Raw genomic sequence first — 24,317 nt, 5'->3', positions numbered from 1 at the left:
CTCTCATCACATCTTTCGATAGCCGGCACAAAGTGAAAACGTTCACGTGCAGCCACTTATACCCATAGGTCGGCATCGAGGTTTCGGTAGCTGATCGCTTCGGCGAGATGTTCTTCGTCGATCTTGTCGCTGGCGGCGATATCGGCGATCGTGCGGGCGACCCGCAGAATCTTGTCGTGGGCGCGGGCGGATAAGCCGAGCGACTCTACTCCGACTCTGAGCAACTGCTTACTGGCGGTATTGAGTTCGCAGTACTGTCGAACTTGGCGACTGGTCATTTGAGCGTTGTAACGCACCGGACTGTGCTGGAACCGATCACTCTGTGCAGCGCGAGCACGGACGACGTTCTCACGCATCATCGCACTGCTCTCGGTCGTCGTGGTCTTGGCCGATAACTCTTCAAACGGGACGGCGGGCACTTCGATATGAATATCAATTCGATCGAGCAACGGTCCCGAAATCTTACCCATGTACCGTTCGATCTGGGGTGGCGTGCAATTGCAGCTTCGTCGGGGATCGCTGCGATATCCGCATGGACAGGGGTTCGCCGCCGCGATCAGCATGAAATCGGCAGGAAAGGTAGTGCTCCGCAGCGCCCGCGAGATCGTGACAACACCATCTTCGAGCGGTTGCCGCATGACTTCGAGTGTTTTGCGATTGAATTCAGGCAATTCGTCGAGGAACAAGATCCCATTGTGAGCCTTGCTGATTTCACCGGGCGATGGTGGACTGCCACCACCGACCAGGCCCGCGTCACTGATTGTATGGTGGGGACAACGAAACGGACGTTTGGCCAGCAGCGGCTGTTTGGACGGCAGTTGGCCAACGGCACTGTAGATACGGGTCGTCTCGATCGACTCGGCGGGCAGTAGCTGAGGCAGAATCGTCGGGATGCGTTTAGCGAGCATCGTTTTCCCGCTGCCCGGTGGCCCGATCATCAATAGATTATGTCGTCCGGCGGCGGCCAAGGTCATCGCTCGCTTGGCGAGTTCTTGGCCCCGTACGTCGGCGAAGTCAACGTCATATTCACTGAACTGCTCAAAGATCTCTTCAAGACGACTCGGCACCGCCGGGATCTCGATCTCACCGGCCAAGAAGGCCACGCACTGCGCCAGAGAATCGACCGCGATCACTTCGAGGTCTTCCACAACGGCGGCCTCGGGCGCGTTCTCCGAGGGGACGATCAATCCTTTGAGTGATTGGTCTTTGGCAGCTTCGATCGCGATCGACAACACGCCTTTGATGGGGCGGGTAATGCCTTCCAGGGCGAGTTCGCCGACGACCGCGTAGTCCTCAATCCGTTCGGCATCGAGCTGGCCGCTGCCGGCGAGTACCCCCAGTGCGATCGGTAGGTCGAACGAGGGAGCTTGCTTGGGCAAATCACCGGGGGCTAAGTTGATCACAACGCGATCGGTGGGGCGGATGAAACCGCTATTGGAAATCGCCCGTTCCACGCGATGCGTCGATTCTTTCACGGCCGTGTCGGGCAATCCGACCAAAATGGTCTTCGGCATCGCGGCAGGCGATATGTCGACTTCCACGTCGACTGGCATCGCTTCAATGCCCAACAACGTGAATGTCTTCAGTCGTGCCAGCATGAGTGCCTCGGTATCCACAGAAGAAAAGTACGCTCGATCGAACTTGAGTGGTCCAGTCGTCGTCGTTCACTGCCAGCGTCGTCCCTCAACCCGCCGACACATCAAAACTCACGCTCCATCATAGCGGATCAGGAGCCCGCAGCGTGGCGCGACAAATCCGCTTGCGCTCTTGCTGGCCCTCGAGGGTAACCCCCGACGTAGTATCTGTCGCCAGTCACGCACCAACCCGTTCGATCGACCACCAACTTGAGCATCGCGATCTGCTTGTCTGCGATACGGAGCGTGAGGTGTCAGATATTGAAGGGAACACCGAGGCTGTTCCGGTGAGAAACGAACGACCCAAAATGATAATCAGAAAGCCTAGTTGCTGTGCGTCATGCTCCGAATCATTGCGTTGGCGTCCTAGGAGGTGAGTTATAGTAGATAAAATCTTTCCCATGAGGGCGCAACAAAAACGGGCGACCCGAAGGCCGCCCGTTGGACGTTTTGGTTCACAGGAATGTGTTTGTCTTCCCTGATCGATTCCTCAATGATTCGACTTCGACTAGACCGTTTCTAAGTCGAGCGTAAGCACGCCTTCGATCGACAATCCGTAGCGATCTTCGCTTCGCACGCGAATGCTGTAGCTCGTCTGCACAGACGAATCGAGATCCACGGTGGACTTCAATTCGTTACCCACGATTTCGAATGAGCCATTGTCGGTATCACCTTCGCCCGCAACCAGCGTATAAGTGTGACTGTCGGCAGTATTGGCGTCGACAGTCGACAAGGTCCCAAACGAAGTGCCTGCGGATGGATTGGCTGGAACCGAACTGCCGGTAATCGTGATTGCAGTTGGCTCGACATTCGCTTCGCTGATCATGATCTCCAAAGTCTGCGTCAGAGTCAGACCACCAGCATCTTCGGTCTGAATATCCACCGAAAACATGTCTTGGATCGCGTCGTCGAAGCTTTGGTTGGTAACCAAATTCCCGTCGACGATCTTGAATGCATCGGGGTCGCTACTGGTATCCGCCACGATCGTGTAGGTGAACGTATCACCAGTGTCAGGGTCGACACTGCCCAAGGAACCAACGAGCGTATCAACAGGCTGCCCAGCCGCTACAACATCACGGTCGATGGTAATCGCAGTGGGGGCAGAGTTGGCGGGAGTCTCGGTCACGTTGATCGTGAACGTCTTTTCAACAGATAAACCGCCAGCATCCGTAGCCCGGAAATGGATGGTGTAACTGGACTGGGTATCGTAATCGAGTTCGTCAGCTGTCTTGAGCTGGTCACCTTCAACTACAAAGGCACTATTGTCCGTATCACCAGCACCTTCAACGAGGACAATGCCGTACGTGAACGTATCACCTGCATCACCGTCGACAGCACTGAGTGTTCCTACGACGCTGCCGGTCGGTGCCGATTCATCGATCGTATCGTTGCTGAGGGTGATGTCCGTCGGAGCCGTATTGGCAGCAGCCTCGGTCACGTTGATCGTGAACATCTGCTCGAAGAACAGACCACCGGCATCGGTACTGCGAACACGTACCGTGTAGCTGGGCTGGGTATCAAAGTCGAGATCTTCAGCAGTCTTGATCTGGTCGCCATCGATCACGAACGACGCGTTGTCGGTATCGCCTTCGCCGGTGACGAAGGTGTACGTGAATGTGTCAAACGGGTTCGCATCGGTGCTGGTCAGCGTGCCGACAGCAGTTCCGATTGGAGCCGCTTCATCGATCGTGTCATCGCTCAGAGCGATGGCGGTTGGGGCAGTGTTTTCAGCAGCCTCGGTCACCGTGATCGTGAACATCTGCTCGAAGAACAGGCCACCGGCATCGGTACTGCGAACACGCACTGTGTAACTGGGCTGGGTATCAAAGTCGAGATCTTCAGCTGTCTTGATCTGGTCGCCATCGATCACGAACGAAGCGTTATCAGTATCGCCTTCGCCGGTGGCGAAGGTATACGTGAATGTGTCAAACGGGTTCGCATCAGTGCTGGTCAGCGTGCCGACGGCGGTCCCGATAGGAGCCGCTTCATCGATCGAGTCATCGCTCAGAGCGACGGCGGTCGGGGCAGTGTTTTCAGCAGCCTCGGTCACCGTGATCGTGAACATCTGCTCGAAGAACAGGCCACCGGCATCGGTACTGCGAACACGTACCGTGTAGCTGGGCTGGGTATCGAAGTCGAGATCTTCGGCGGTCTTGATCTGGTCGCCATCGATCACGAACGAAGCGTTATCAGTATCGCCTTCGCCGGTGACGAAGGTATACGTGAATGTGTCAAACGGGTTCGCATCAGTGCTGGTCAGCGTGCCGACAGCGGTCCCAATCGGAGCGGCTTCATCGATCGAGTCATCGCTGAGGGCGATGGCGGTTGGGGCTGTGTTTTCAGCAGCTTCGGTCACTGTGATCGTGAACATCTGCTCGAAGAACAGGCCACCGGCATCGGTACTGCGAACACGCACCGTGTAGCTGGGCTGGGTATCGAAGTCGAGATCTTCGGCTGTCTTGATCTGGTCGCCATCGATCACGAACGACGCGTTGTCGGTATCGCCTTCGCCGGTGACGAAGGTGTACGTGAACGTGTCACCCGCGTCAGGGTCGGTGCTCGCCAGCGTGCCGACAGCGGTCCCGATCGGAGCCGCTTCATCGATCGAGTCATCGCTGAGTGCGATGGCGGTTGGGGCGGAGTTCTCATTTGCCTCCGTCACCGTGATCAGTAGTGTCTTTTCGACTGACAGGCCACTGGAGTCCGTGCTCTTGACCCGAATCGAATAGCTTGACTGGGTATCAAAATCGAAAGCAACAGCGGTCTTGAGTTGATCACCATCGATCACAAACGCAGCGTTATCGGTATCTCCTGAGCCTGAGACAAGCGTGTAAGTAAACGTGTCACCCGCATCGACGTCAGTGCTCGTCAGTGTGCCGACGGTGGAACTAATGGGTGCCGTTTCAATGATGGTGGCATTGGAGAGCGATATATCGCTCGGTGCGTGATCCACATCGCCTGGAATCTCAGGCAAATTAGGCGTCGGCAATCCGACAACGCGGCGGAGGATGTCGCTCGAGTCCAACGGGCTGAGCCCGTCCGCCCCAGTGACGTCTCCTAACAGAACGGGGTCAATCGTGGGGAATAATGGGTTTGTAGGAGTCGCACTGATTGGATCGGAGTAGACAAAACCGGTGTCGAGACCGACTCCGACGCGGGCGACCAAACGAGCATCTTCGGCGTCGTAACGTTCGTTACCGTTGACGTCGCCGAGATAGGCGACGACTTGCAGGCTATCGTTCGCAACCGAATCCATCGCGCCCGCGTTGACGTCGAGGTCAGAGATATGAATAACCTGTGACTTCCCGTAGGTCGCGTCCTCAGGAACCGAGGCGATCAATTGGAGGAAATCAGTTTGATCCGCCGTTAAAGGGTCGATTGAAAAGAATGAGATCGTGGCTGTCCCAGGGACCGTCAAATTCGCAATGACTTGGCTGCCGGCGGGTGCATCGGAGCCAAGTTGCACGTCGCTGATATCGAGCATCGATGGATCGTATTGGATCGTCATCGTCACCGAGGTCACACCTTCGGATTGGCTCAATTGAATGGGCAGTCCATCCTGCAGGTCAGCGCCATCCGGGGTTTGCAAGTCCTGGCCGGGACCGCGAACGATCCCGGGAAGTGCGACCGAAACCGGAGCTGCAGCGTCGACCGTAAATGTTGTAACGTAGTCGCCACCAGCGGTCCCGTCGTTGTCACCGTCGAGTAGTTCTCCGTCGGCAAGATCGGTGAATGCATCAGCGGCACTTCGCAGGGTCGCCGTATAGGTATCCGGTGCAAGCGCCCCATCGCTGGCGACAAAGGAGAGACTGGTACCGTCAACGACAAATGACCCCCGAACTTCGCCAGTCGTGGCGCCCTGGAGCACCACGTCAGCAGCACCTGCAGCTTGACCTTGGGTATCGAACAGGTTCAGAAGATCGACATTAACCTGCTCGCTAAACTCCGCGGTAAACCCACTGGCGGATGGCTCAAAGGCAGCAATAGTGGCCGCCAACACTCGCCGATTTTCGAGAGACTGCAGGGACAGCTTGCGCGGTTGGCGTTTAATTCGACGCTGATCGGACGAAGGACGATTCGACTTGAAAAGGCTACGCATGGAAGAGGAGAGCTCACATTGGTGGGACTGGGAGGTACGTCGTGACAGCAGCTGCGTTAGTTTAGTTAGGAGGGAGCAACCACCGCACAACACGAAAAGCCATCGCGGATGCTTGCGGCGAAGAGAGGAGCACCCCCTCTTCATCGAAAAAGAAATTCCGATCTCCGATTGCATCAACCTGGGTACCTGCCGCGGCAGTTGCCCTCGATGGAAGGCTTCCAGTCTATGTCTCATCGGATTTTTGGTTTGGACTATTCTAATCGTCGAAAAGTTCCTTGCTCGTCCAAAATCGATGCAATTGTGTGGTTATGACGCTCATATGCGGTCGCGCGGACGCCCCCCGAAATAAAGTCCAGTGCTCTTCCAGATAATGCTGGCAGCTGGACAGTTGGTGCCGATAATAAATGACGCCACGGCGGCTCCAGTTTCCCCAGCCACATCAATATACGACAGGACGCCCCCCCGGCAAAAACACCCCGTCAACCACAGACTTCCCAGGCCACACAAACTGACACAATTTTGTGAAACTGGTCCGTCTCACGGAACTTGCCGGCACGCTTTCGAGTCAAAATGCACATGAAGAAAAAACGCTCTCGCTCACTCACAGTCCAGCCGCTCGAATCTCGGCGTTTGCTCGCCGCTGTCGACATTCCTGATGATCTGACAGGGGATGTATCGGCACTGGTATCTGTACCTGTGAACATCGATGATGCGGCCGCAGTGCGAGGGGCCGAAATCCGACTCAGCTACGACACGGATCTACTCGATCTCGACCCTGATGCGATCACGGCCGGTTCCGTGTGGACAGGTCTGGACACGCAAGTTACCGCAAGTGTTGACGACGCCGCAGGCACCGTCACGATCTTCATTGCTGCATCGGCCGCACTACCCACCGGCAGCGGCAGCCTCGTGATCTTGCCGTTTTCGATTGCTGGGACAGCCACGGTCGGTGACACCACAGTCCTCGATTTAACCGAAGTAAGCCTCAACGAAGGCCAGATCCCGGTCACGCCAACGCCTGTCCCGGGCAGTGACGCTACCGATGGACTGATAACCGTAACGGGAAACTCAGGAAACGAGAGCATTGGTGGTTTCGTTTACGCCGATACCAACACCAATAACACACCCGAACTCGTCGAAGGCATTCCTGGCGTCGTGATCACGCTGACCAATGTGGCGACAGGGGAAACCCTGCAGACGACCACCGATGCCACTGGACGCTATGATTTTGCCGACTTGAGCCCGGCCACCTATCGGATTGAAGAATCGCAACCGATCGCCTATCTCGAAGGTGGCGTCAATGAACTGTCGGTGACGATCGTCGTCGACCAAACGATCGCGGACCAGAATTTTCGCGAACTCGGGCTGTTGCCACAGTACGTCTACAACCGACTGCATACTACCGTGGTCCAGCCCGTCGGATCGACTGCATGGACAGACACGATTTTGCAAATCAACACCGATGCGGCTGCTACAGACACCACCACCAACACGCCCGCAGTTGCCAGCAATACCGATCAATCCTCGTCTACCCAGACCGCATCGGATCAATCGCAAGCCGCGCCCGCTGGGGAACCCCTTCCCGAGCTGGAACTGTCGCCAGTTACCGCTAGGCTCCTGTCGAGCCAGTCCCAGGTAGTGCCCGTGAACGTCGAATCTGGCCAGCGGAAGACAGATGATGACGCGGTGGCACGAGATCAAGCACTAGCTTCTATGCTGATTTGGTAACACGATGATTTGTTAAGACGAGATGCATGCTGACGTCTCAAACGCCGGCTACAGCGGGCGGGATTCGGCTCAGCTGGGCTGAAGTCCCTGGCGATCAGCGGCCTCCCTGCGGTTGCCAGGCGTGCCATGTCAATCCTTCCACGTGGCGTTCGGAGGGAGGACCTTGCCGCTGCGGGCTCGCCTTACGAGGTGATGAAACCGGCGTGAAACCCGAATCATCTCGTAATTGCAATTGCCTTCTGCGAACGGCGTTGAGTAGTTCTGAGCATCGACACGCTCGATTGACGTCTGGGGTTCAGCAAGGTGGCTGGCTCTTCGTCAGCTCTCTTCCTACTTTTCTAGCGGGCCAAGGATGGCAAAGCGAACCTCTCGTTTAACGGTACAGTGTCTCGAATCAAGACGCGTCATGGCTAGCGTTTCGATGGCGAGTGCGATGCTGCCCGATTTGTCGTCGGGCGGCTCGGGCAGCGACGGCCAGACCATCGCGGCAGAGGTATCCACGCCCATCGAAGTCACCGGCGCTGATGGAATGCGGGCAGCCGAAGTACGGATTCAATTCGATCCCTCCGAAGTCACCACAGATGCGTCACGGATCCGCAGCGGAGACGTCTGGGGTGGCCGCGCGGCGGTGATTGCGAATGTGAATCAGGAAGCTGGAACGATTGTGGCTTTTGTATTCTCGGCGACTCCAGTCGCGACAGGCGACGGCAAATTGATCGATATCGATTTCACACCCAACCCCGGTAGCTCGCTGGGTGAACCGATCGCGATCGATGTCCAGAAGGTGCGACTCAATGAGGGACATATTTCGCTCACGCAAGAGCCCATCGTTGGCCTGGATGCGAGCGACGGACGAATCGAAACAAGCGGTCGGCCCCAAGTCGATACGCAACCACGCCGCATTCGAGGTTCATTCTTGGCCGACAGCGTCACCGACGAAGAAAACTGCAATGCCGTTCTAGCCTCGTCACGGGCCGACGAAGAAGGCGAGGATACCTCGTGGCAAGGACCGCAAGTACAGTATGCCCCCGCCACGGTCCCACAGGTAGAATTGCAAAGCCCGATGACTCCCCAAGCCGTCGATGATGTCTATCGACACATGTTTGATTCGCAGTCCACGACGAAACGTCGCCTCAACGTGCGTGCAACCTGGCACCACTAAGGCTGGTCGCTGCGTCGACGACATGTGGTTTTCGCAGTGACGTCGGGAACGGCCTGTGATCTCGTGCAGGGCGAGAGATCGTGCCTTGCACCCGTGCGGCGAAATGGCTGTGCCGCTACGAATCGACCAGCGACTTTGCGGCGCCCGTTGACAACGCTAGACTGACGCGATGAACCATGCCGACGATTCAGACGAAATTCGCTGCGCCGCGTACTTCAAAGCATTGGCGGAGCCATTACGGCTGCAGATCGTGAAGGCACTCCAGACTGGACCGTTGAGTGTTTCGGACTTGGCCTGCTCACTCGAACAGGAAATAGGAACCGTTTCCCATCACCTGCGTGTACTCTTCCGCGCCGGTCTCGTATCGACGCAGCGAGAAGGAAAGTACATCTACTATTCGCTCAGTAGCGATTTCCACAAGCAAGCTAGCAACACCAGAAAAATCGGCTCGCTCGACTTCGGATGCTGCAAACTCGACATCAGCCCCACGTCCAATTAGGAAGCCGTTCAGGGTCATCGGAGGCGGTGAGCCTGGGAGCGGAAGTGGTCAACGGGCGGTTGATTTCTCGGGTCAACGCGTCCTTTCAAAACATCCACATCGATCCGATGGATCCCAGATGAAATGTGGTATCGGAGTTATAGAATCCTTGGTACCCGCCCGTGAGCCGGCCACCCCAAATCATCCCCCAGTCCAACTGCACACCCACGGCAGCCCAGTCGCGTCCTGCATCGACACTGCGTGAGTCAAAAGGAGTAAGGGCGCCTGCATTTTGAAATTGGTTGGCGAGAGTAGTCGTATCGTCCAAGTACTCATGGAACCATCCTAATCGAAGACGCGTCGTGGCTGGGCCCAACTCCGTGGGACCCGTGTTCTGAACGTCGATCCCAATCAGTGATCGCAATGAATCTCGGTCGCTCCCGGTGACGTTTAAGCCAAAGTCCGCGTCGCCTGACTCTCGCGTCGTGTTGAAATCGGAGTACAGACTTTGCAATCCAACATGGGGCAGCCAAAGCACCCTTCCGCCGCCGAATGCCTTCCCTATCTCCAGGTAGCCATACCGAGACAGCCCGCTGAACGAACTTTCAACGAACGTCGCATCAGGAACTGCAGACAGCGACCGATGAACGTCATACGACTGTCCGCCACCTCCTGCCATGCCGACGATATACGCGAAATCGCCAACGTATTGAATCGCACCGCCCCCGCGGTATGAGCCGATATCCGCGTTCTGTCCCGCGTCACCATTATCCAATGTGGAGTTAGCGAGGTGCGTAAAACCATGCACGGCGAACCCGCTCGCGTTCACGCGAGCGACGCCAAGCTCAAGACCTCCGGTCTGCTGGTGATACCCCTCCGTCATGCAATCATCGACACCAACTTCCCCATCGATCCCGTACCCCCGCGCCCAAGTTTGACAGACGTCGAGATCAACGGGATGATCGAGCTGCATGACGATCCGGTCTCGGACCGAACCCACGTTCATCTGCATATGCTCAATCTCCGCGTCGAGCAGATTGGCATAAATGGCACCTGAGAGCTGATTGACAGCAGTAGTCACTTGTAGAGTTGAACCGTTTCGAAGTTCCTCAATACTAAGGGGTGGGGAACCTCCCATTCGGACTTCGTCAAACGCTGTTGCCGCAGCAGCCGAATTGCACCCCGTGACGACGTCAGCGAAGTCTTCTCCGTTGTCCACAATGTTCAAAAAGACGTCGTTTGCATTCTGGTCGGCCATTGCTTCCAAGAATGGATTGTTCGGCAGCTGGAACGGTCCGGTGGACGAGACCCCTCCGATTAGGGGACCAGCTGAACGCAGAACAGTAAGCGAGTTTCCAACCTGATAGTCCGAGCCACTGAATCGCGGTTGCAGCGTCGCATTGGAAATATTTGCCCTCCCATCGACGATAACAATATCGTTTTGTGCAGGATCATTTCCCGTGATGTCAAATTCGAATGTGGCGTCGCTCGCGTTTAAATTGCCTTCAATGGTGAGCGTTCCAATCGAGCCGGACGTCGCATTTGCGCCCGGTGCAATTGTTCCTGTCGACTGCACATTGCCGATGACGACGTCATCGCCAAAGATTCGCGATGCGGTAGTCGCAGAGATATCGTAGGACCCTCGGACCGGATCAAACTTCAGCCCCGTCGGATCTACAATCGAATCTGCAAACGTTAATGGCCCGCTCCCGTTGCGATCGATCGCGATCGCAGGACCTGGGTTGGAGAACGTAATATTGCTAGTGACGTCCGGTAAATCGCTTGCCAACGTAATTGTTGATGCGACTCCACCTGGAATGTTAAAAACGACCCGGTCACCGTCCGCTGCGTTGGTCAGCGCTTCACGTAACGTTCCTGGACCAGAATCGTCGATTGACGTCACTTCAATGTCCGCAGCGTGGGCCGCCCCAACGCTTGCCATGGCAATCCAGCCTGCCAGAATCCAGCGGCGGTGGGTTCGATACGGTCGAATTGCACGAGTAATCAGAGTCATTCAGGTGGTTCCTGTTATGCGAGTCAGTCCACCTCATCGTCCTCCAATTGATTCGTTCCTTGCAATAACTCCGGACGTCACGGCAATTCGGTAGCATCCAGAGGCCCAGCCGTTGCAATCGACAAAGTCGTTCGTGGCAGCGAGGTCGGCGTCACTGGATAACCCAAGAATGCATCACGTGGTCGGGGGGTGCCGCTCGCGTCCTCGGTCGCTAACGCTAGAACGTGATCGTGCCGCCGACGTTCAAACCGTGAGCGAAAAAACTGTCGGTTTGGAACTGGTAGGCAGGGTCAGCGGTGCCCGTAATTGGTTCCGGCGGGAACTGAGACACTTTACGATTAACTTGGCTGCTCACCCGAACAGCGTCGGACCAGTACAGCAGGCTGTATCCGACAAACACCTCGAGATGCTCGTCCATGCGAGTATGCAGATTCACCCCCACCTCAGGCAAGACCGCGAATTTGGATTCCTCGTAGACACCAATGTTCGTGCTCTGAGCGAGCAATCCGCCATCGAACGTAGCTGAACCGCCGCCGGGAACGGTGGTCACGGTGGCACCGTCAATGGTAGCTTTGGCCTGGTTGACGCCCAAACCCACTTTGGCGATCAGCGACAACGTCGTTGAAGCCGAGTGTTGTTGAAATTGGAATCCGAATTGCGCACCGTTGAAGCGATTCTCGGCGGAGAAATGATCGTACAGGTTCACTGTCGTCCCCGAGATGATTTGCCCCTGAGGTTCGGTGTATACCGATGACTGACTCACCCCCAACGTCTCGTCGAGTTGACCATAGCGGTACCCGACCAAGAAATCGACTGTTTGGCACTGCGATGACGACATACTCAACCGCCGATTGATATCGTACATCTGCAATTGGTTTCCAACCGTCGCCGAAACCGATCCAGTCAGATAGTCCGGGTGAGCGACAATCATTGACGCTTCGGACGCGGTCCCCGTATCAAAGACGGGACGTGCCAGCAGTCCGGCACTGCTGAAAAAGGATGTATCGTCGTTAAAAACCCCCATTGCACTTGCTTGCCAACCGTTGCCGCAGGCGTCGTCTTGCCAGCCCACGGTAACCCGCGCACCCGAGCGGAAGGAGTCGCCATAGGATGTGCCGCCGAACAACACTGCCGTCCCGGGCTGGCCGAGCACGCCCGTGTTTTGGGGCAGGGTGCCCGCGGGGCTGGTTGTGACGAGAGCGGGCAGGTCGATCGCGTCGAGTGACCAATGCAAGTATTCAGCGCGAATCCAAAAGTTGCCGGGCAGGTGACGTGGCGGACACGAATCGAACCCGTCGCACGCACCATATTGGTCGCACGCCCCAGGGCTGAACGAACCGAGGTTCGGTAGAGGCTCATACGGTTCCTCAAACTCCTCGTAGGAGCCTTGGGGAGGCAGCGAGGCACATTCCTCGGCCCTCACCGGTCGCCAATGCACGACCTCGTTTGTCTGCATCGCTTGGGCACGTGTCATGGGGCCATCCGCTCGGACAGCCTGAACCGCAAACGGAAACTGGCACATGAGCACCACGGCCATACGGAACATCGCTGGCGTGGTGGTCTGCTGAGAATTGGCAATGTTATGCATTGAAATCAGTTCGACGAATCAAACAAGTGACGTGAAGGTAGACCCTCATCCCACTCACTTATCGTCGCAACACCGACAGCATCGCCAAACTTTATCTAACCGTTAAACTCGATTTTTAAAAATAACTGCGTCCGGGTGCCTGGCAATCGCTGTGAAACTCACCCTTGAGCCGTCGCATGGCGAGCCCGGCACTTGTCAGCGCACTGCATCAACCGGTCACACGGCATCATTTGAGCTAGTTAAGAGATCTCCACCAACGACTCACCAGTCATCTCGGCAGGCTTGGCGAGCCCCATCAATGCGAGAACAGTTGGTGCAATGTCCGCCAGACGCCCGCCTGCCCGCAGTGACTTCCCGCGAGCGTCGGGATCGACCACGATCAGGGGCACGGTGTAAGTTGTGTGCGCGGTGTGGGGGCCCCCCGTCACTGGATCGATCATCTGTTCGCAATTGCCGTGGTCCGCAGTGACGACGAGGCTACCGCCTGCGGCGAGGGTTGCCTCAACGATACGCCCGACGCAGTCGTCTACCTTCTCGACAGCGGTAATCGCAGCGTTCAAGACGCCCGTATGCCCCACCATGTCACCGTTGGCAAAGTTGACGATGTACAAATCATTCTCGCCGGCCTGAATGTGCTCCAGAACTTGTTCTGTGATACCTTCTGCGGACATCTCGGGCTCTTGATCGTAGGTCGATACGTCGCGCGGTGAGGGCGCCATTCCCCACTCTTCACCAGCAAATGGATCGTCACGGTAATCGTTGAAGAAAAAAGTCACGTGCGGATACTTTTCGGTTTCTGCACAGCGAAACTGCTTCAGGCCTGCCGTCGCAACCACATCGCCGAGAATATTCGGCATCTTGGCACGCTTTTCAAAAATCACTTCCACGGGCAGTCCGGTTTCATAACCGGTCATCGTTGCGAAAAAGAGATTATCTATTTTCGCACCACGATCAAAACCGCCACCAGGAATGTTCTGCCATTCGGGATCGCTATAGGTGAAGGCTTTGGTGATCTCTCGAGTACGGTCGCCACGATAGTTCATGAAGATAACCGCGTCGCCCGGGCTGACCAGAACGGGCGATTGGCCCGGAGCAACGATTGACGTGGCCAGGACAAATTCGTCTCCGGTACGATTCGAGTCCGATGGATGATCGTAATAGTCTTGAATTGCCTGGCTGGCCGAAGTCGCGGTGTGGGCGGCACCCTTGGTCATCATATCGTAGGCCGACTGAACACGTTCCCAGCGGAGGTCACGGTCCATTGCATAGAATCGACCGATCACCGAGGCGACGACGCCGACCCCAGCCTGCGCGCATTTGTCCTCAATCTGCTGCACAAAATTCAGGCCGCCGTGAGGCGAGGTATCTCGTCCGTCGGTGATCGCATGGATCGCCAGTTGGTCACCTTTGAATCCGTTTCGTTTTGCTAGATCAATGATAGCCATACCATGCTGTAAATCGCTGTGCACACGACCATCAGACATGAGCCCGAGTAAATGAAGGCGACCACCTGATTTCTTGACGTGATCGACAGCACCTTGGATGACCGGATTAGAGAAGAACGACTCGTCACGGATCGCACGGGTGATCCGCATGACTTCCTGGTCAACGATTCGTCCGGCGCCAATGTTCTGGTGCCCAACTTCGCTGTTGCCCATCACACCATCGGGCAGTCCCACGTCTTCGCCCGATGTGGCGATCAACACAGATGGATACTCTGCGGTCAATTTCTCGTCGACGGGGCATTTTGCTAGATAGATAGCATTACTGTCGTTCCACTTCGGGTCCGGATTCTGTCCCCATCCATCACGAATAATGAGAACAACAGGGCGTCGGCGTAATTGAGTCACGGCGGTAAATGGGGTGGGAGGGATGTGTGGTTCTCCAACGTCTGGAGACGGTGGCTACAAGGCGGTGCTTTACAGTGCTACTGGCATCGGGGCAATTTGGTAGGCGCGATTCCGAAACAAAAACTCGATGATATTCCCTTCGTGCGGCTGCAACCAATTGATGCGATTGGTCGCCAGCGGGCCGATGTTCAATCGATCGATTTCGACGCAGCGGCCAGCGTCCTCGATCAATGCCTCGTCTGATGTGATCACCGTTCCGATGAGCGTGGGCCCGATGTTCCGCAGCATTTGATTCTGCGGACACTCGACCACACTCACAAACGGGAACATGTATTCCTTCGCCGCGACGGCTCGCTCATGGGAATCGGCATGCACCACCATCGGGCGTAAATACGCGCAGTGGTCACGCTCGATCAGTTTCTCGCCATATTCGGCGGTCATGTTGGTCACGCCGGACTCAGCGAGGTCTTGCTCGACCATCGCCCACGTGCCCGTCGCCATCGCAGGGACGGTAAAGGCAGCGAGCTGAGCCTGGGGATCCGTTGGCGGCACAACATCGATGGGGCCGATTTTCTCGGCGATCGCGGCGGCGATTTCGCGGGTATGACGACTGGCCCAAATGCCCGAGCAGTTGATACAGCTACGGCCCGAATTGCTCAACACACTCTCCACCATCACGTCTAGATACGTTTCCCAATCATCAACGATATCGTCACCCAGCAAGATTTTCGAAAAGCCAGGTCCATGAGCTTGCACCCGCGGATTTCCAGCGTGCTGGGCGAGCGTCTGAGCACTGCCAAAGATCATGCTCCGTGGTGTTTTGGCCATGATTGCCCCGCCCGCGTCGTGTCCCCCCGGATACAATCCAAACGCGGCTGGAGGAACGCCTGCCTCCATGAACGCGGATACCATGCGGTAGGGCGTCCAAGGCTCCTGCGATCCCGGCTTGAGTGCCAGCCCGATCTGCAGCGCAATTGCGGGCAACCACAAGGTATGAACACCTGGCGAGTTGTTCGGTAGCACCGCCCCGAGAACTGGCGTTTGGGCTTGATAGCTCACCGTGACGCCACGGCCTTCATCGCCGTAACCCTTGGAGAAGATGGACAAGTCCAAACCACGCGTCAAGCACTGCAGGATCTCATCCATCCGGCTGAGCACGAAACTGTTTTTTGCCATATTCGAGCGGCACATGTGCTCGGGCAACCCTGTGCTGGCGGATTGCTGATGCACAAAGTCATCCACGCTCTGCATGGAGTCACCCACGCGCAGCGTCTGGTTCTCAAACAGCTCAGCTGCTTTTTTGCTCATCGCAATCAGCTCGTCCGTTGGTACCTCGAGCAGGGCTTTCCGAGCGAGATGGGCTTTCGTGAGATCTTTCGAAACAATTCCGCCACCCACCGTGCCAACGCGAGCAATCGGCTGTCCCGTGTCAAAATGGACAACATCATTGAACTCAAGGGACTCGTACTGCTTGCCCCAGCGAAGTGGATTGAGAGTAATCATAAGAATGAGAATTCAGAAAGAAGGAAAGGTTCAGAGTTCGGGAAAGAGTGGGTGAGCCACGGGTCGCTAACGCGCCGGGCAGCCGCGCTAACCCGGTCGTTTGTGTCTCATTGAAACGATCGCCAACCCGGTCGCCTGCGCGACTGGGCTCAGTCAATCGCCCGTCTCGTTAATAGACACCCACGGTCGTGGCGCTGGCGAGTTCATGGAATGGACGTACACCGCTCACACCGTCCCATGGAAAGTTTGCGATCGGTCGCTCGCGCTCGCCTTCGTCGCGTTCCATGAACCCCGGTACAAAGAACTCATCGGTGAGCGTGTACAGTTTCACACGCCCCGTTTCGCCATAGCCGACCACCTGGTCGTAGTCGTCAAACGCGACAACCTCGGTGGCAGCGCGGGGCTGGGGGGCGTAGTAAGCGATCTTGTAGCCGTCCTCAGCAGTGATCGGTTTACTGCATGCCAAACCCATCAGCGTGTTACCATAGGTGGGCGTCATGTAGATCCCGCTTTCCTCGGGCAATCCACCCAGCATTTCCTCAACACAGAAACGCGTCCACTGCGACGTGAACTCAGTGCCACCAGAGAAAATCCCGGTGATGCCCACCTCGGCCAGGTTGGTGCCTCTTTCCTCCAGCGCTTCACTGAGCGACTCGAGCAGCTTCGGCGTGGCAAACATGCACTTGACATCATGTCCCGCGGTCAAAATCGTCACTGCTTGATCGACACAGTGCTTTTTGTACTCTTCGAGATGGTCCATCCATCCTTTCTTGATCAGCTTGACGACCCAGCGCGGATCCAAGTCGATGCAGAAGCAGATGCCGTCGCGATGTTGGGCCAGATGTTCCACCGCCACTCGCAGCCGCCGCGGTCCGCTCGGGCCCAGCATCAGCCAGTTGGCACCCTTGGGAAAGTATTTTTCAGGCAGCGTCTCGCTGAATAACTCGTAGTCCTTCCAGTGATCCTCAATCACCATGCGGCTCTTCGGGATCCCCGTTGTGCCACCGGTCTCAAAGACATACACCGGTTTACCAGCGTGTCCTTGGGGAACCCAGCGGCGAATCGGGCCGCCACGCAGCCAGTCGTCTTGGAAGTGCGGGAACTTCTTGAGATCGGCAAACGAGCCGATGTCTTTGAGCGGATCAAAATTCAGCTCAGACTTCTTTTCCAACCAAAACGGGCAACCCGTTTTCTCGCTGAAATGCCAATGAACGGTCTTGAGCGTATGCTCATTGAGGCGGTCCAGAGACGCCGCCGCAGACGACTGAAGTTCAGCTTCGGAAACTTCCCCAACAGCACTCATATTTTCCTCAGGCAAAGATAGGTGTCAATCAACGTAACGCCGCCATTGTGAACGCATGACACCGTTCCTACAACCACAACAAAAAACCTCGGAAGGGCCACTTCCGAGGTTTTTGAGTTTGATATCAGAGATTGAGATCACGAGCAGATGGTCTCACCGGCGAACTGGTTTAACTAGCGAACTGGATTGACTAGCGAACTGGGCTCACTGGATCTGGAGGCACGATGATCGGATCATCACCCCCGCCGAGCCCCGCCAGACCGGCAAGTCCGGCCAAGCCGAGGAAGCCGCCGCCGAAACCACCACCTCCGCCTCCGCCGCCACCACCACCACCACCGCCGCCAACGGAGCTGAAGCCAACGGAGCTGAAGCCAGCGCCGCCTAATGGATTGCAGCAGGAGTCCGCTTCACAAATCGAGTTTCCACACTCGTCAACAGCTTCACACGCATCACATCCCGCAACGCAATCGTCGCATTCATCGATGAGAATCGGCTCTTCATAAACCTCTGCCTCACAGCATTCCATGGCCTGTGGCAATGGGGCGACCTGCATTGCGAATTCTCGGCAGCAGAGCGGATCGCCATGGATCGATGTCAATGTCCGGTCGTTCTGCGTGATCGCTTTGGCACCGCTGACGCGGCCGGCGAACTGATTCACCGTCGATTCGTCAATCAGTTCAAATCCCGCCATCCCCAAACCAGCCTGGCCGAGAGCCAGGATCGAATACTCTCCTGGAGCCACGTCCACAAATACAAACGTGCCGTCTTGCAACGAGACAACGCGATCAACGACTTCACCCTGATGCACAAGAAACACGTTGAGCAGTCCGGCATCCCCGAGTGTCGCGCCACGCGCTCCCGCAATGTGCAACCGGCCTTTCAGACCACCATCGCTTTGGCTGACGCGAAACGACCTGTCGCCAGCCACCCGGTCGGAGATGCCTGCCAAGTCCACGTCGTCAATGGTGTACGAATTCTGGCCGCGAGCAGGCGGTAGATAGCGTAAGATTGAGGTTTTCACCACCGTGTAATCAATGGCGGCAGCGGCAATGTCCACCCGTTGAGGAAGCTGATCGGCGGCTACCATTTCGCCATCAACGACATGCATTGCACAGCAAGCGAACACACCATCAGCGCGAGCGGTCAGTGCGTAGACGCCTGCCTGGACGCCCGTGATGACGAACTGCCCGTTCTCATCGGTGGAGCCGCGAAATTTTTCCCCGTCTTGATTGGTCATCACCACGACCGCATTCGCAATCGCTTGTGCCGAACCGTTGGCAGATGGCAAAATGACTTGACCGCTCAGCTCTCCCGGGGTCGCCGGATTGACCCACTGAGATACAGTAAGGTGATCGGTAACCGCTAGGTTTTCTGACTGCGCAGCTGCGGGAGCCGCCAACAGCGCGCAGGCTGCCGAACTGCAAAGCGCCATCAAAGCCAAGAAACGTGTCATGATGAGTCTCGTAATGAAAAAAGGTTGTAAACCTACTCGAAAGAGGGATCGATCCTCTCCGTCAACCGTCAAACCACTGGCAAAATAGGCAAACTGTACAGCGTTATCGTAAGTCAACGAATACCGAGTATCAACATAGTTCCTGGGAAGAATGTGGAAAAAAGCGATCCCAACCCGTTCTCCGTCTCGACGGATTCCTCTCTCCAACGAGGGGCGTATGCCGATCACGCAGTACTGTTGCGACGCAGCTTCCTGTTTCGCGTTATCGACATTCAGGAGCCGTTTACAGGCAGACTAACCTACAGCGGCTGGCGTTTTCGCCAAATTGTCGAAATTGATGGCCGGTCGTGCTGGTTCCGCATCAGTTGGTTGAAAATTCACTCTAAGTTCGACTTCACGCTCCCGACATCCATCGCGGTCGAGCCCAGTTGGGGGGATATCGAAAACCGCACGGTATCTGTCGAAATCGGGTTCTCGCGCGGCCTAACGATCCGTCGCTTCCGAATCTGGCTGGGAGGACGAATCCTTTACGACGAAATCAACTGAGCCGTCGCGATCCGTTCAAACAAGTCGCATCGATAGCGACGGTTGTTATACATCCAAATTGCGGACATCGAGAGCGTGGGTTTCGATAAATTCACGACGTGGCTCGACCTTGTCCCCCATCAGCAGGCGGAACATTTCGTCAGCGGCACCGGCGTCAGAGAGGTTCACCCGAATCAATGTGCGGTTTGCTGGGTCGAGGGTCGTCTCACGAAGTTCTTCCGCATTCATTTCCCCGAGTCCCTTAAACCGGGTGAGGGTGAGGCCCTTTTCACCAGCGGCCCGAATTTCCGGCAGGAGCTCGCGCAAATCCTCCAGCGGTCGACGGATATCTTCGCCCCGGATCAATTCAAATCGGGGAGTGGTCGACCCAGTACGGTCCGCAGGAATGAGATCGTCGAGGCCAAAGCCGAGGGGTTGGAGTTCTTTCAGTCCACTGTTGATGGTGCGAACCTCGTGCAGTTCGGTTAGGTGAGCGACAATTCGCTCTTCGGGCTCGGCAGCGTTTGCTGCCGCATCGGACTCAGCAGCGGTGCCTGCTCCTACATCGGCAGAACCAGCATTCTCAGCGTCATCAACGCCCTCTTCAGTCTCTTCTTCGATGTCCAAGTGAGCACCGCGCTCGGTTAGGAATTGCTCGACTTCCTCGAGGGTGTGGAACCAATGTTCTTCGCCCTGGAACGTCACCAGGAAGGTGGGTAATTTCCCTGCGACGGGATCCAACCGCATCGCGTGCACCCGCAGGCTGACGCCCCGCCGCTCGAGCGCTAGGACAGCATCCTCCATGCTGGCGAGAGCCTCGGCCAAGGCACGCATTTTCTCGGCCTCAACCCGTCGCCCATCCTCTGCTTCAAACACGGTGTCATTGAGACCACGGTTGAGCAACTGTCCCTTCATCTCCTCCTCGCTCTGCACATAATAGCGTGATTTGCCGTGCGAAACGCGGAACAGTGGCGGCTGGGCAACGTAGACGTGGCCAGCGGCGACCAACTGGTACATTTGACGATAAAAGAAACACAGCAACAGCGTGCGGATGTGGCTGCCGTCGACATCCGCGTCAGTCATGATGATGACTTTATTATAGCGACGCCGCGTCAGGTCTTGATCGACACCGATGCCGGTACCGATCGCCTGGATCATCGACTGGACTTCCTCGTTGGCGAGCACCTTGTCTTCGCGACTCTTGTAGGCGTTGATGATCTTACCACGCAGCGGCAGAATCGCTTGGAATTCACGCATCCGTCCGCCCTCGGCAGACCCGCCTGCCGAATCACCTTCGACCAGATAGACTTCGCATTCCTCCATCTTTTTCGAGATGCAGTCGCGTAGCTTGCCGGGCAAACCACCACCGCCGAGTGCGTCTTTCCGTTTGCGGAGCTGGTCCTTTGCCTTCCGAGCGGCCTCGCGGGCTTCAGCGGCGAGCAGCCCTTTGCGGACGATGGTCTTGGCGACTTTGGGGTTCTCTTCGAGGTATTTTGAGAGCGCTTCGCCCACGCCACTGGTGATGATCCCATCGACTTCGCCATTGCCGAGCTTTGTCTTGGTTTGTCCTTCGAATTGCGGATGAGGCACGCGGACGCTGATGACGGCCGTCAAGCCTTCGCGGAAATCATCGCCCGTTGGCGTGATCGCCTTGAACAAGCCTTCTTTTTTACCGTAGTTGTTCAGCGTTCGTGTCAGCGCCGAACGGTATCCAGAAACGTGCGTGCCGCCTTCGGTCGTATGAATATTGTTAACATAGGACTGAACTGTGTCGGTAAATTCGGTCGTGTACTGCATGGCGATGTCATATTCGACACCCTCGCGTGCGCCGACGATGTGGATCACGTCGGCATGCAACGCGTCGCTGGCCCGGTTGAGGTGCTGGACGAACTCAACGATCCCCTCATTGTACTGAAAATCGCCGCCTTCGCCGTTCCGCTCGTCGAGGAATTTGATTCGCACACCGCTGTTGAGGAACGCGAGTTCCTGCAAGCGTTTGAGCAGGGTGTCGTAAACGTACTTCGTCGTCGTGAAGATCTGCCCATCGGCTTTAAATGTGGTCTTCGTCCCGGTTTTCTTGGTTGCCCGACCTTTTTTGACCGGCCCCATCGGCACCCCGCGTTCGTACTCCTGCGTCCACGTGAACCCGTCCCGGCTGACTTCGACCTCGGCCCATTGACTGAGAAAGTTCACCACGGTGACACCGACGCCGTGCAAACCGCCGGAGGTTTGGTAAGCACCTTTCTCGAACTTGCCACCGAATTTCAGTACCGTCATCACGCCCTCGAGCGTGCTGACTTCCCGATCGAGCTCTTCGGACAGCTGTTCGTGACGTGTCACCGGGACGCCTCGACCGTCATCCTCGACCGTCACACTGCCATCGGTATGCACAACAACGGACACCGATTTGGCGAAGCCAGCCATCGCTTCGTCGATTGAATTATCGACGACTTCGTAAACCAAGTGGTGCAATCCGCGGGAAAACGTGTCCCCGATGTACATACTCGGCCGTTCGCGGACGTGCTCGAGGTCCGAGAGGTGCTGCAGATCCTTGTCAGTGTATTCGGAATTGGCAACCAACGCGACATACGGGCTTTCCTCGCTCGCCGCAGCTGCTACTTGATCTGTGGCCACCGGTTCAACAGCAGGATTGTCTGCGCCGCCATTCTGGGCGTCGGACTGGGAAGGATCAGGGGCAGAAGAGTCGCTCATAAATCGGCGGCTGTGAGGCCGGAAAACACGGACGAAAGACACGTGAACATCGGGCCGGATTGTAGCAAATATCCGGCTCCAGCGTGAGGCCGCCTCAACGCCTGTCAATTTACCGAGCCGAGACGCGTCAGCGGCCGGGCAACACCACTGTGAGGCTCCAGCGGCCGGGCGGGGCGAAACAGCCCGTGCCAGACAACGCTCAGCTCACAGCATACCTAACCAAACTCGGTTCGATCGATCGCTACGTACGACCAGTCCCCTCAACCCCCAAATGGATCGCCGCCGCCGAATGGATCGCCGCCTCCACCACCGAATGGATCGGCACCGCCACCAAACGGATCCGCTCCGCCGCCGAATGGATCCGCCCCGCCACCGAATGGATCATTGGCATCTGGAGCTTCCTTGGCAGGAGCTTTTGATTTTTTGTCTTCTTTCTTAGTCGGCTCATCAGCAGGCAGAATTTCGGCACTCACAGTCAACGTAGGCATTTCGGCCTCGGGGCGCCGCAAACACTGGATCGAACCATGCTTGTCGAGCAGATATAGCCGATCACTGACAATATTTGTTGACCATATCCGGGGCCGCACGCCCGTCAACTGATGCACCACTTTCCCGTCGGTTGTGTCCAGAACCTCCATCGTTCCACTGAGGGTTCTCGTGTAGATACGATCTCCGATCACACCGATAACCAACTGCACGCCATGGGCCATCCGTCCCCAGCAATCAGCGCCGGTAGCGGCGTCAACACACATTAAGTTGCCGTCGGTGGAGAGAAATAGCACCCGATCATCGAAAACCACCGGCGCCTCATGAATCGGTTCACCGGTTGGCCGAGTCCACATGACCTCCCCCGTCCGCGTTGCCCGCAACCCATAGATTTGCCCGAAGTCGGAACCGAAGTAGAAACGATCGCCAGGGGCTGCCGCCAGTTTGCCATTGACGTTGCCATCGGTGCCCAAGCGGAAATCCATATTTGGCTCGCCCGTGAGATCCAGCACGAAGACAAATTGCTGGGATGTTCCCCAGGCGAGTTTATTGGATCCGATCGCAAGGGTTGGCGAGGCCAGCGCATCTCCGGTAACGGTTTCCGTCAATGGCTCGTGATGCGTGCCGGAAAGCGGATAAGCCACCATCCGGTATCCCACCGACGGTACCACAGTGAAGTCGCCGCAGTGCTGTGGCCCCCGCGTTGGAATCAACTCCAACTGTTGCACGTCGTAGACACCACCCTCAACACTATCGAGGGTGATCAATTCGCTGCCATTGACGACCGTCAGAAATTGATCGTCGACACCGAATCCACTATAGCCTTTTGTGCGGTTTCCCACCCGCTGCAACCATACCAGCTCACCGGTTTCGGCATCGCGGCATTCCAACGTGCCATCATCGGCGAGCGTGAACATGCGGATGGTCGGGACCTCGCGGAACTGAATCTCCGCCTCGATACCCCGACGCTTCAGTCGCCGGATATCATTTCTTGCCCGCCGCTCAGCTTCGGTACGGTCGAGCAAGCCGCTCGACGCAAAGGTCGCCCGACCGCTCCTCGTCATGCGGTCGAGCATCGATTCACGGGCGGTCTCTGGTGGCGCCGCCTCCGACTCGGGTGTGGCCGGCGCCGCCGCTTCAGGGGACTCGGAAAGATCCGGTATTTCGAGCAAGTACCTCGCATAGACGGGCGCCTCGGCAACCGCGTCCGCCGCATCCGCGGCCTGCGTGGCCGTCGCCGATGGGTCCACTTCTGCTGGTTCACCGGAATTCCCAGCGGCGGCCTTATCGACTTTGCCAATCACTTCCACGTACTGCTTGGGCGACGTTTTTAACGCATACAGTTTGTGATCAACGATCGACTGAGCGCCAGCGGGCACGCTAAGGTGCCGCCGCCAAGCCTGGACCAATCCGATCTGGTCCATTTCTACGTGCGACATGACGTCGCGTTCTCCCGCACCGGTTTGCTCTGCTAAGGGCGTGCTCGCGATGAACAACGTCCCGGCCAGTAGCAGAGCGATCGGACGCTGGCCCGCGGCGCACAAGGCCAAGGGGATGCCGACGCGGCGGCCGAGCCAAGACTGAGAGAACATGCAATGCATGGCGGTGGATCCAAGGATCAGTGGAAAAGTGTTCAAATGATTTCAAAAAAAGGGGCCGCCCCTGTGCATTCCGCCTCGGCGACGTCCAACGACGAACCAGAGAGGGAGTGGAGAGGATGAGACCTCTGTTCGACACCGTTCAGAGAAGAGTGCAGTTCATTGTAGTTCACGCCTAACGCAA

General features: G+C 56.9%; 14 protein-coding genes. 4 read left to right on the top strand and 10 right to left on the bottom strand.

Going from position 1 to position 24,317, the window contains the following annotated elements:
• Positions 1–56: 56 nt before the first annotated feature.
• Positions 57–1,598 (bottom strand): YifB family Mg chelatase-like AAA ATPase, encoded by a 1,542-nt coding sequence (locus tag Poly21_RS06335; protein WP_146406057.1) that lies wholly within the window; start codon positions 1,596–1,598, stop codon positions 57–59.
• Positions 1,599–2,142: 544 nt separating this feature from the next.
• Entirely contained in the window at positions 2,143–5,733 is a 3,591-nt protein-coding gene (locus tag Poly21_RS06330) for a cadherin domain-containing protein (protein WP_302117817.1), read from the bottom strand.
• Positions 5,734–6,309: 576 nt separating this feature from the next.
• Here Poly21_RS06330 and Poly21_RS06325 point away from each other — a divergent pair.
• The 3 genes from Poly21_RS06325 to Poly21_RS06315 all read left to right on the top strand — a co-directional run bounded on the left by Poly21_RS06325 (position 6,310) and on the right by Poly21_RS06315 (position 9,122).
• The gene (locus Poly21_RS06325; RefSeq protein WP_146406056.1) at positions 6,310–7,461 is read left to right on the top strand and encodes an SdrD B-like domain-containing protein; all 1,152 of its coding nucleotides are present in this window, start codon (positions 6,310–6,312) and stop codon (positions 7,459–7,461) included.
• Positions 7,462–7,867: 406 nt separating this feature from the next.
• Complete coding sequence (locus Poly21_RS06320; protein WP_146406055.1) at positions 7,868–8,623, top strand: cohesin domain-containing protein; 756 nt, start codon at positions 7,868–7,870, stop codon at positions 8,621–8,623.
• Between the two features lie 169 nt (positions 8,624–8,792).
• The gene (locus Poly21_RS06315) at positions 8,793–9,122 is read left to right on the top strand and encodes an ArsR/SmtB family transcription factor (RefSeq protein WP_146406054.1); all 330 of its coding nucleotides are present in this window, start codon (positions 8,793–8,795) and stop codon (positions 9,120–9,122) included.
• Positions 9,123–9,207: 85 nt separating this feature from the next.
• Here Poly21_RS06315 and Poly21_RS06310 read toward each other — a convergent pair whose 3' ends face one another.
• From Poly21_RS06310 to Poly21_RS06285, 6 genes are all read right to left on the bottom strand, one after another.
• Positions 9,208–11,115, bottom strand: a complete 1,908-nt coding sequence (locus Poly21_RS06310; RefSeq protein ID WP_146406053.1) for an autotransporter family protein — start codon at positions 11,113–11,115, stop codon at positions 9,208–9,210.
• Between the two features lie 217 nt (positions 11,116–11,332).
• A complete protein-coding gene (locus tag Poly21_RS06305; RefSeq protein ID WP_302117814.1) occupies positions 11,333–12,703 on the bottom strand; it encodes a BBP7 family outer membrane beta-barrel protein in 1,371 nt (456 codons plus the stop codon).
• A gap of 239 nt (positions 12,704–12,942) precedes the next feature.
• Complete coding sequence (gpmI, locus tag Poly21_RS06300) at positions 12,943–14,553, bottom strand: 2,3-bisphosphoglycerate-independent phosphoglycerate mutase (protein WP_146406052.1); 1,611 nt, start codon at positions 14,551–14,553, stop codon at positions 12,943–12,945.
• Between the two features lie 69 nt (positions 14,554–14,622).
• Positions 14,623–16,056 carry an aldehyde dehydrogenase family protein gene (locus Poly21_RS06295; protein ID WP_146406051.1) on the bottom strand — a complete coding sequence of 478 codons (1,434 nt, stop codon included), beginning with the start codon at positions 16,054–16,056 and terminating at the stop codon, positions 14,623–14,625.
• A gap of 169 nt (positions 16,057–16,225) precedes the next feature.
• Positions 16,226–17,359 (bottom strand): phenylacetate--CoA ligase family protein, encoded by a 1,134-nt coding sequence (locus tag Poly21_RS06290; protein ID WP_146406050.1) that lies wholly within the window; start codon positions 17,357–17,359, stop codon positions 16,226–16,228.
• A gap of 190 nt (positions 17,360–17,549) precedes the next feature.
• Positions 17,550–18,812 (bottom strand): carboxypeptidase-like regulatory domain-containing protein, encoded by a 1,263-nt coding sequence (locus Poly21_RS06285; protein ID WP_302117811.1) that lies wholly within the window; start codon positions 18,810–18,812, stop codon positions 17,550–17,552.
• A 153-nt stretch (positions 18,813–18,965) separates the two neighbouring features.
• On the opposite strand from Poly21_RS06285, the gene Poly21_RS06280 reads away from it, so the two are divergent.
• Complete coding sequence (locus tag Poly21_RS06280) at positions 18,966–19,358, top strand: hypothetical protein (RefSeq protein WP_146406049.1); 393 nt, start codon at positions 18,966–18,968, stop codon at positions 19,356–19,358.
• Positions 19,359–19,403: 45 nt separating this feature from the next.
• Here the strand turns inward: Poly21_RS06280 and Poly21_RS06275 are convergent, their stop codons facing one another.
• Both Poly21_RS06275 and Poly21_RS06270 read right to left on the bottom strand, forming a co-directional pair.
• Entirely contained in the window at positions 19,404–22,049 is a 2,646-nt protein-coding gene (locus Poly21_RS06275) for a DNA gyrase subunit B (RefSeq protein ID WP_146406048.1), read from the bottom strand.
• A 260-nt stretch (positions 22,050–22,309) separates the two neighbouring features.
• Positions 22,310–24,136 carry an outer membrane protein assembly factor BamB family protein gene (locus tag Poly21_RS06270; RefSeq protein ID WP_302117807.1) on the bottom strand — a complete coding sequence of 609 codons (1,827 nt, stop codon included), beginning with the start codon at positions 24,134–24,136 and terminating at the stop codon, positions 22,310–22,312.
• Positions 24,137–24,317 lie beyond the last annotated feature (181 nt).

It is taken from the genome of Allorhodopirellula heiligendammensis (assembly GCF_007860105.1).
Taxonomy (GTDB): Bacteria; Planctomycetota; Planctomycetia; order Pirellulales; family Pirellulaceae; genus Rhodopirellula; species Rhodopirellula heiligendammensis.
This window is presented reverse-complemented; position numbering and strand designations above follow the sequence as displayed.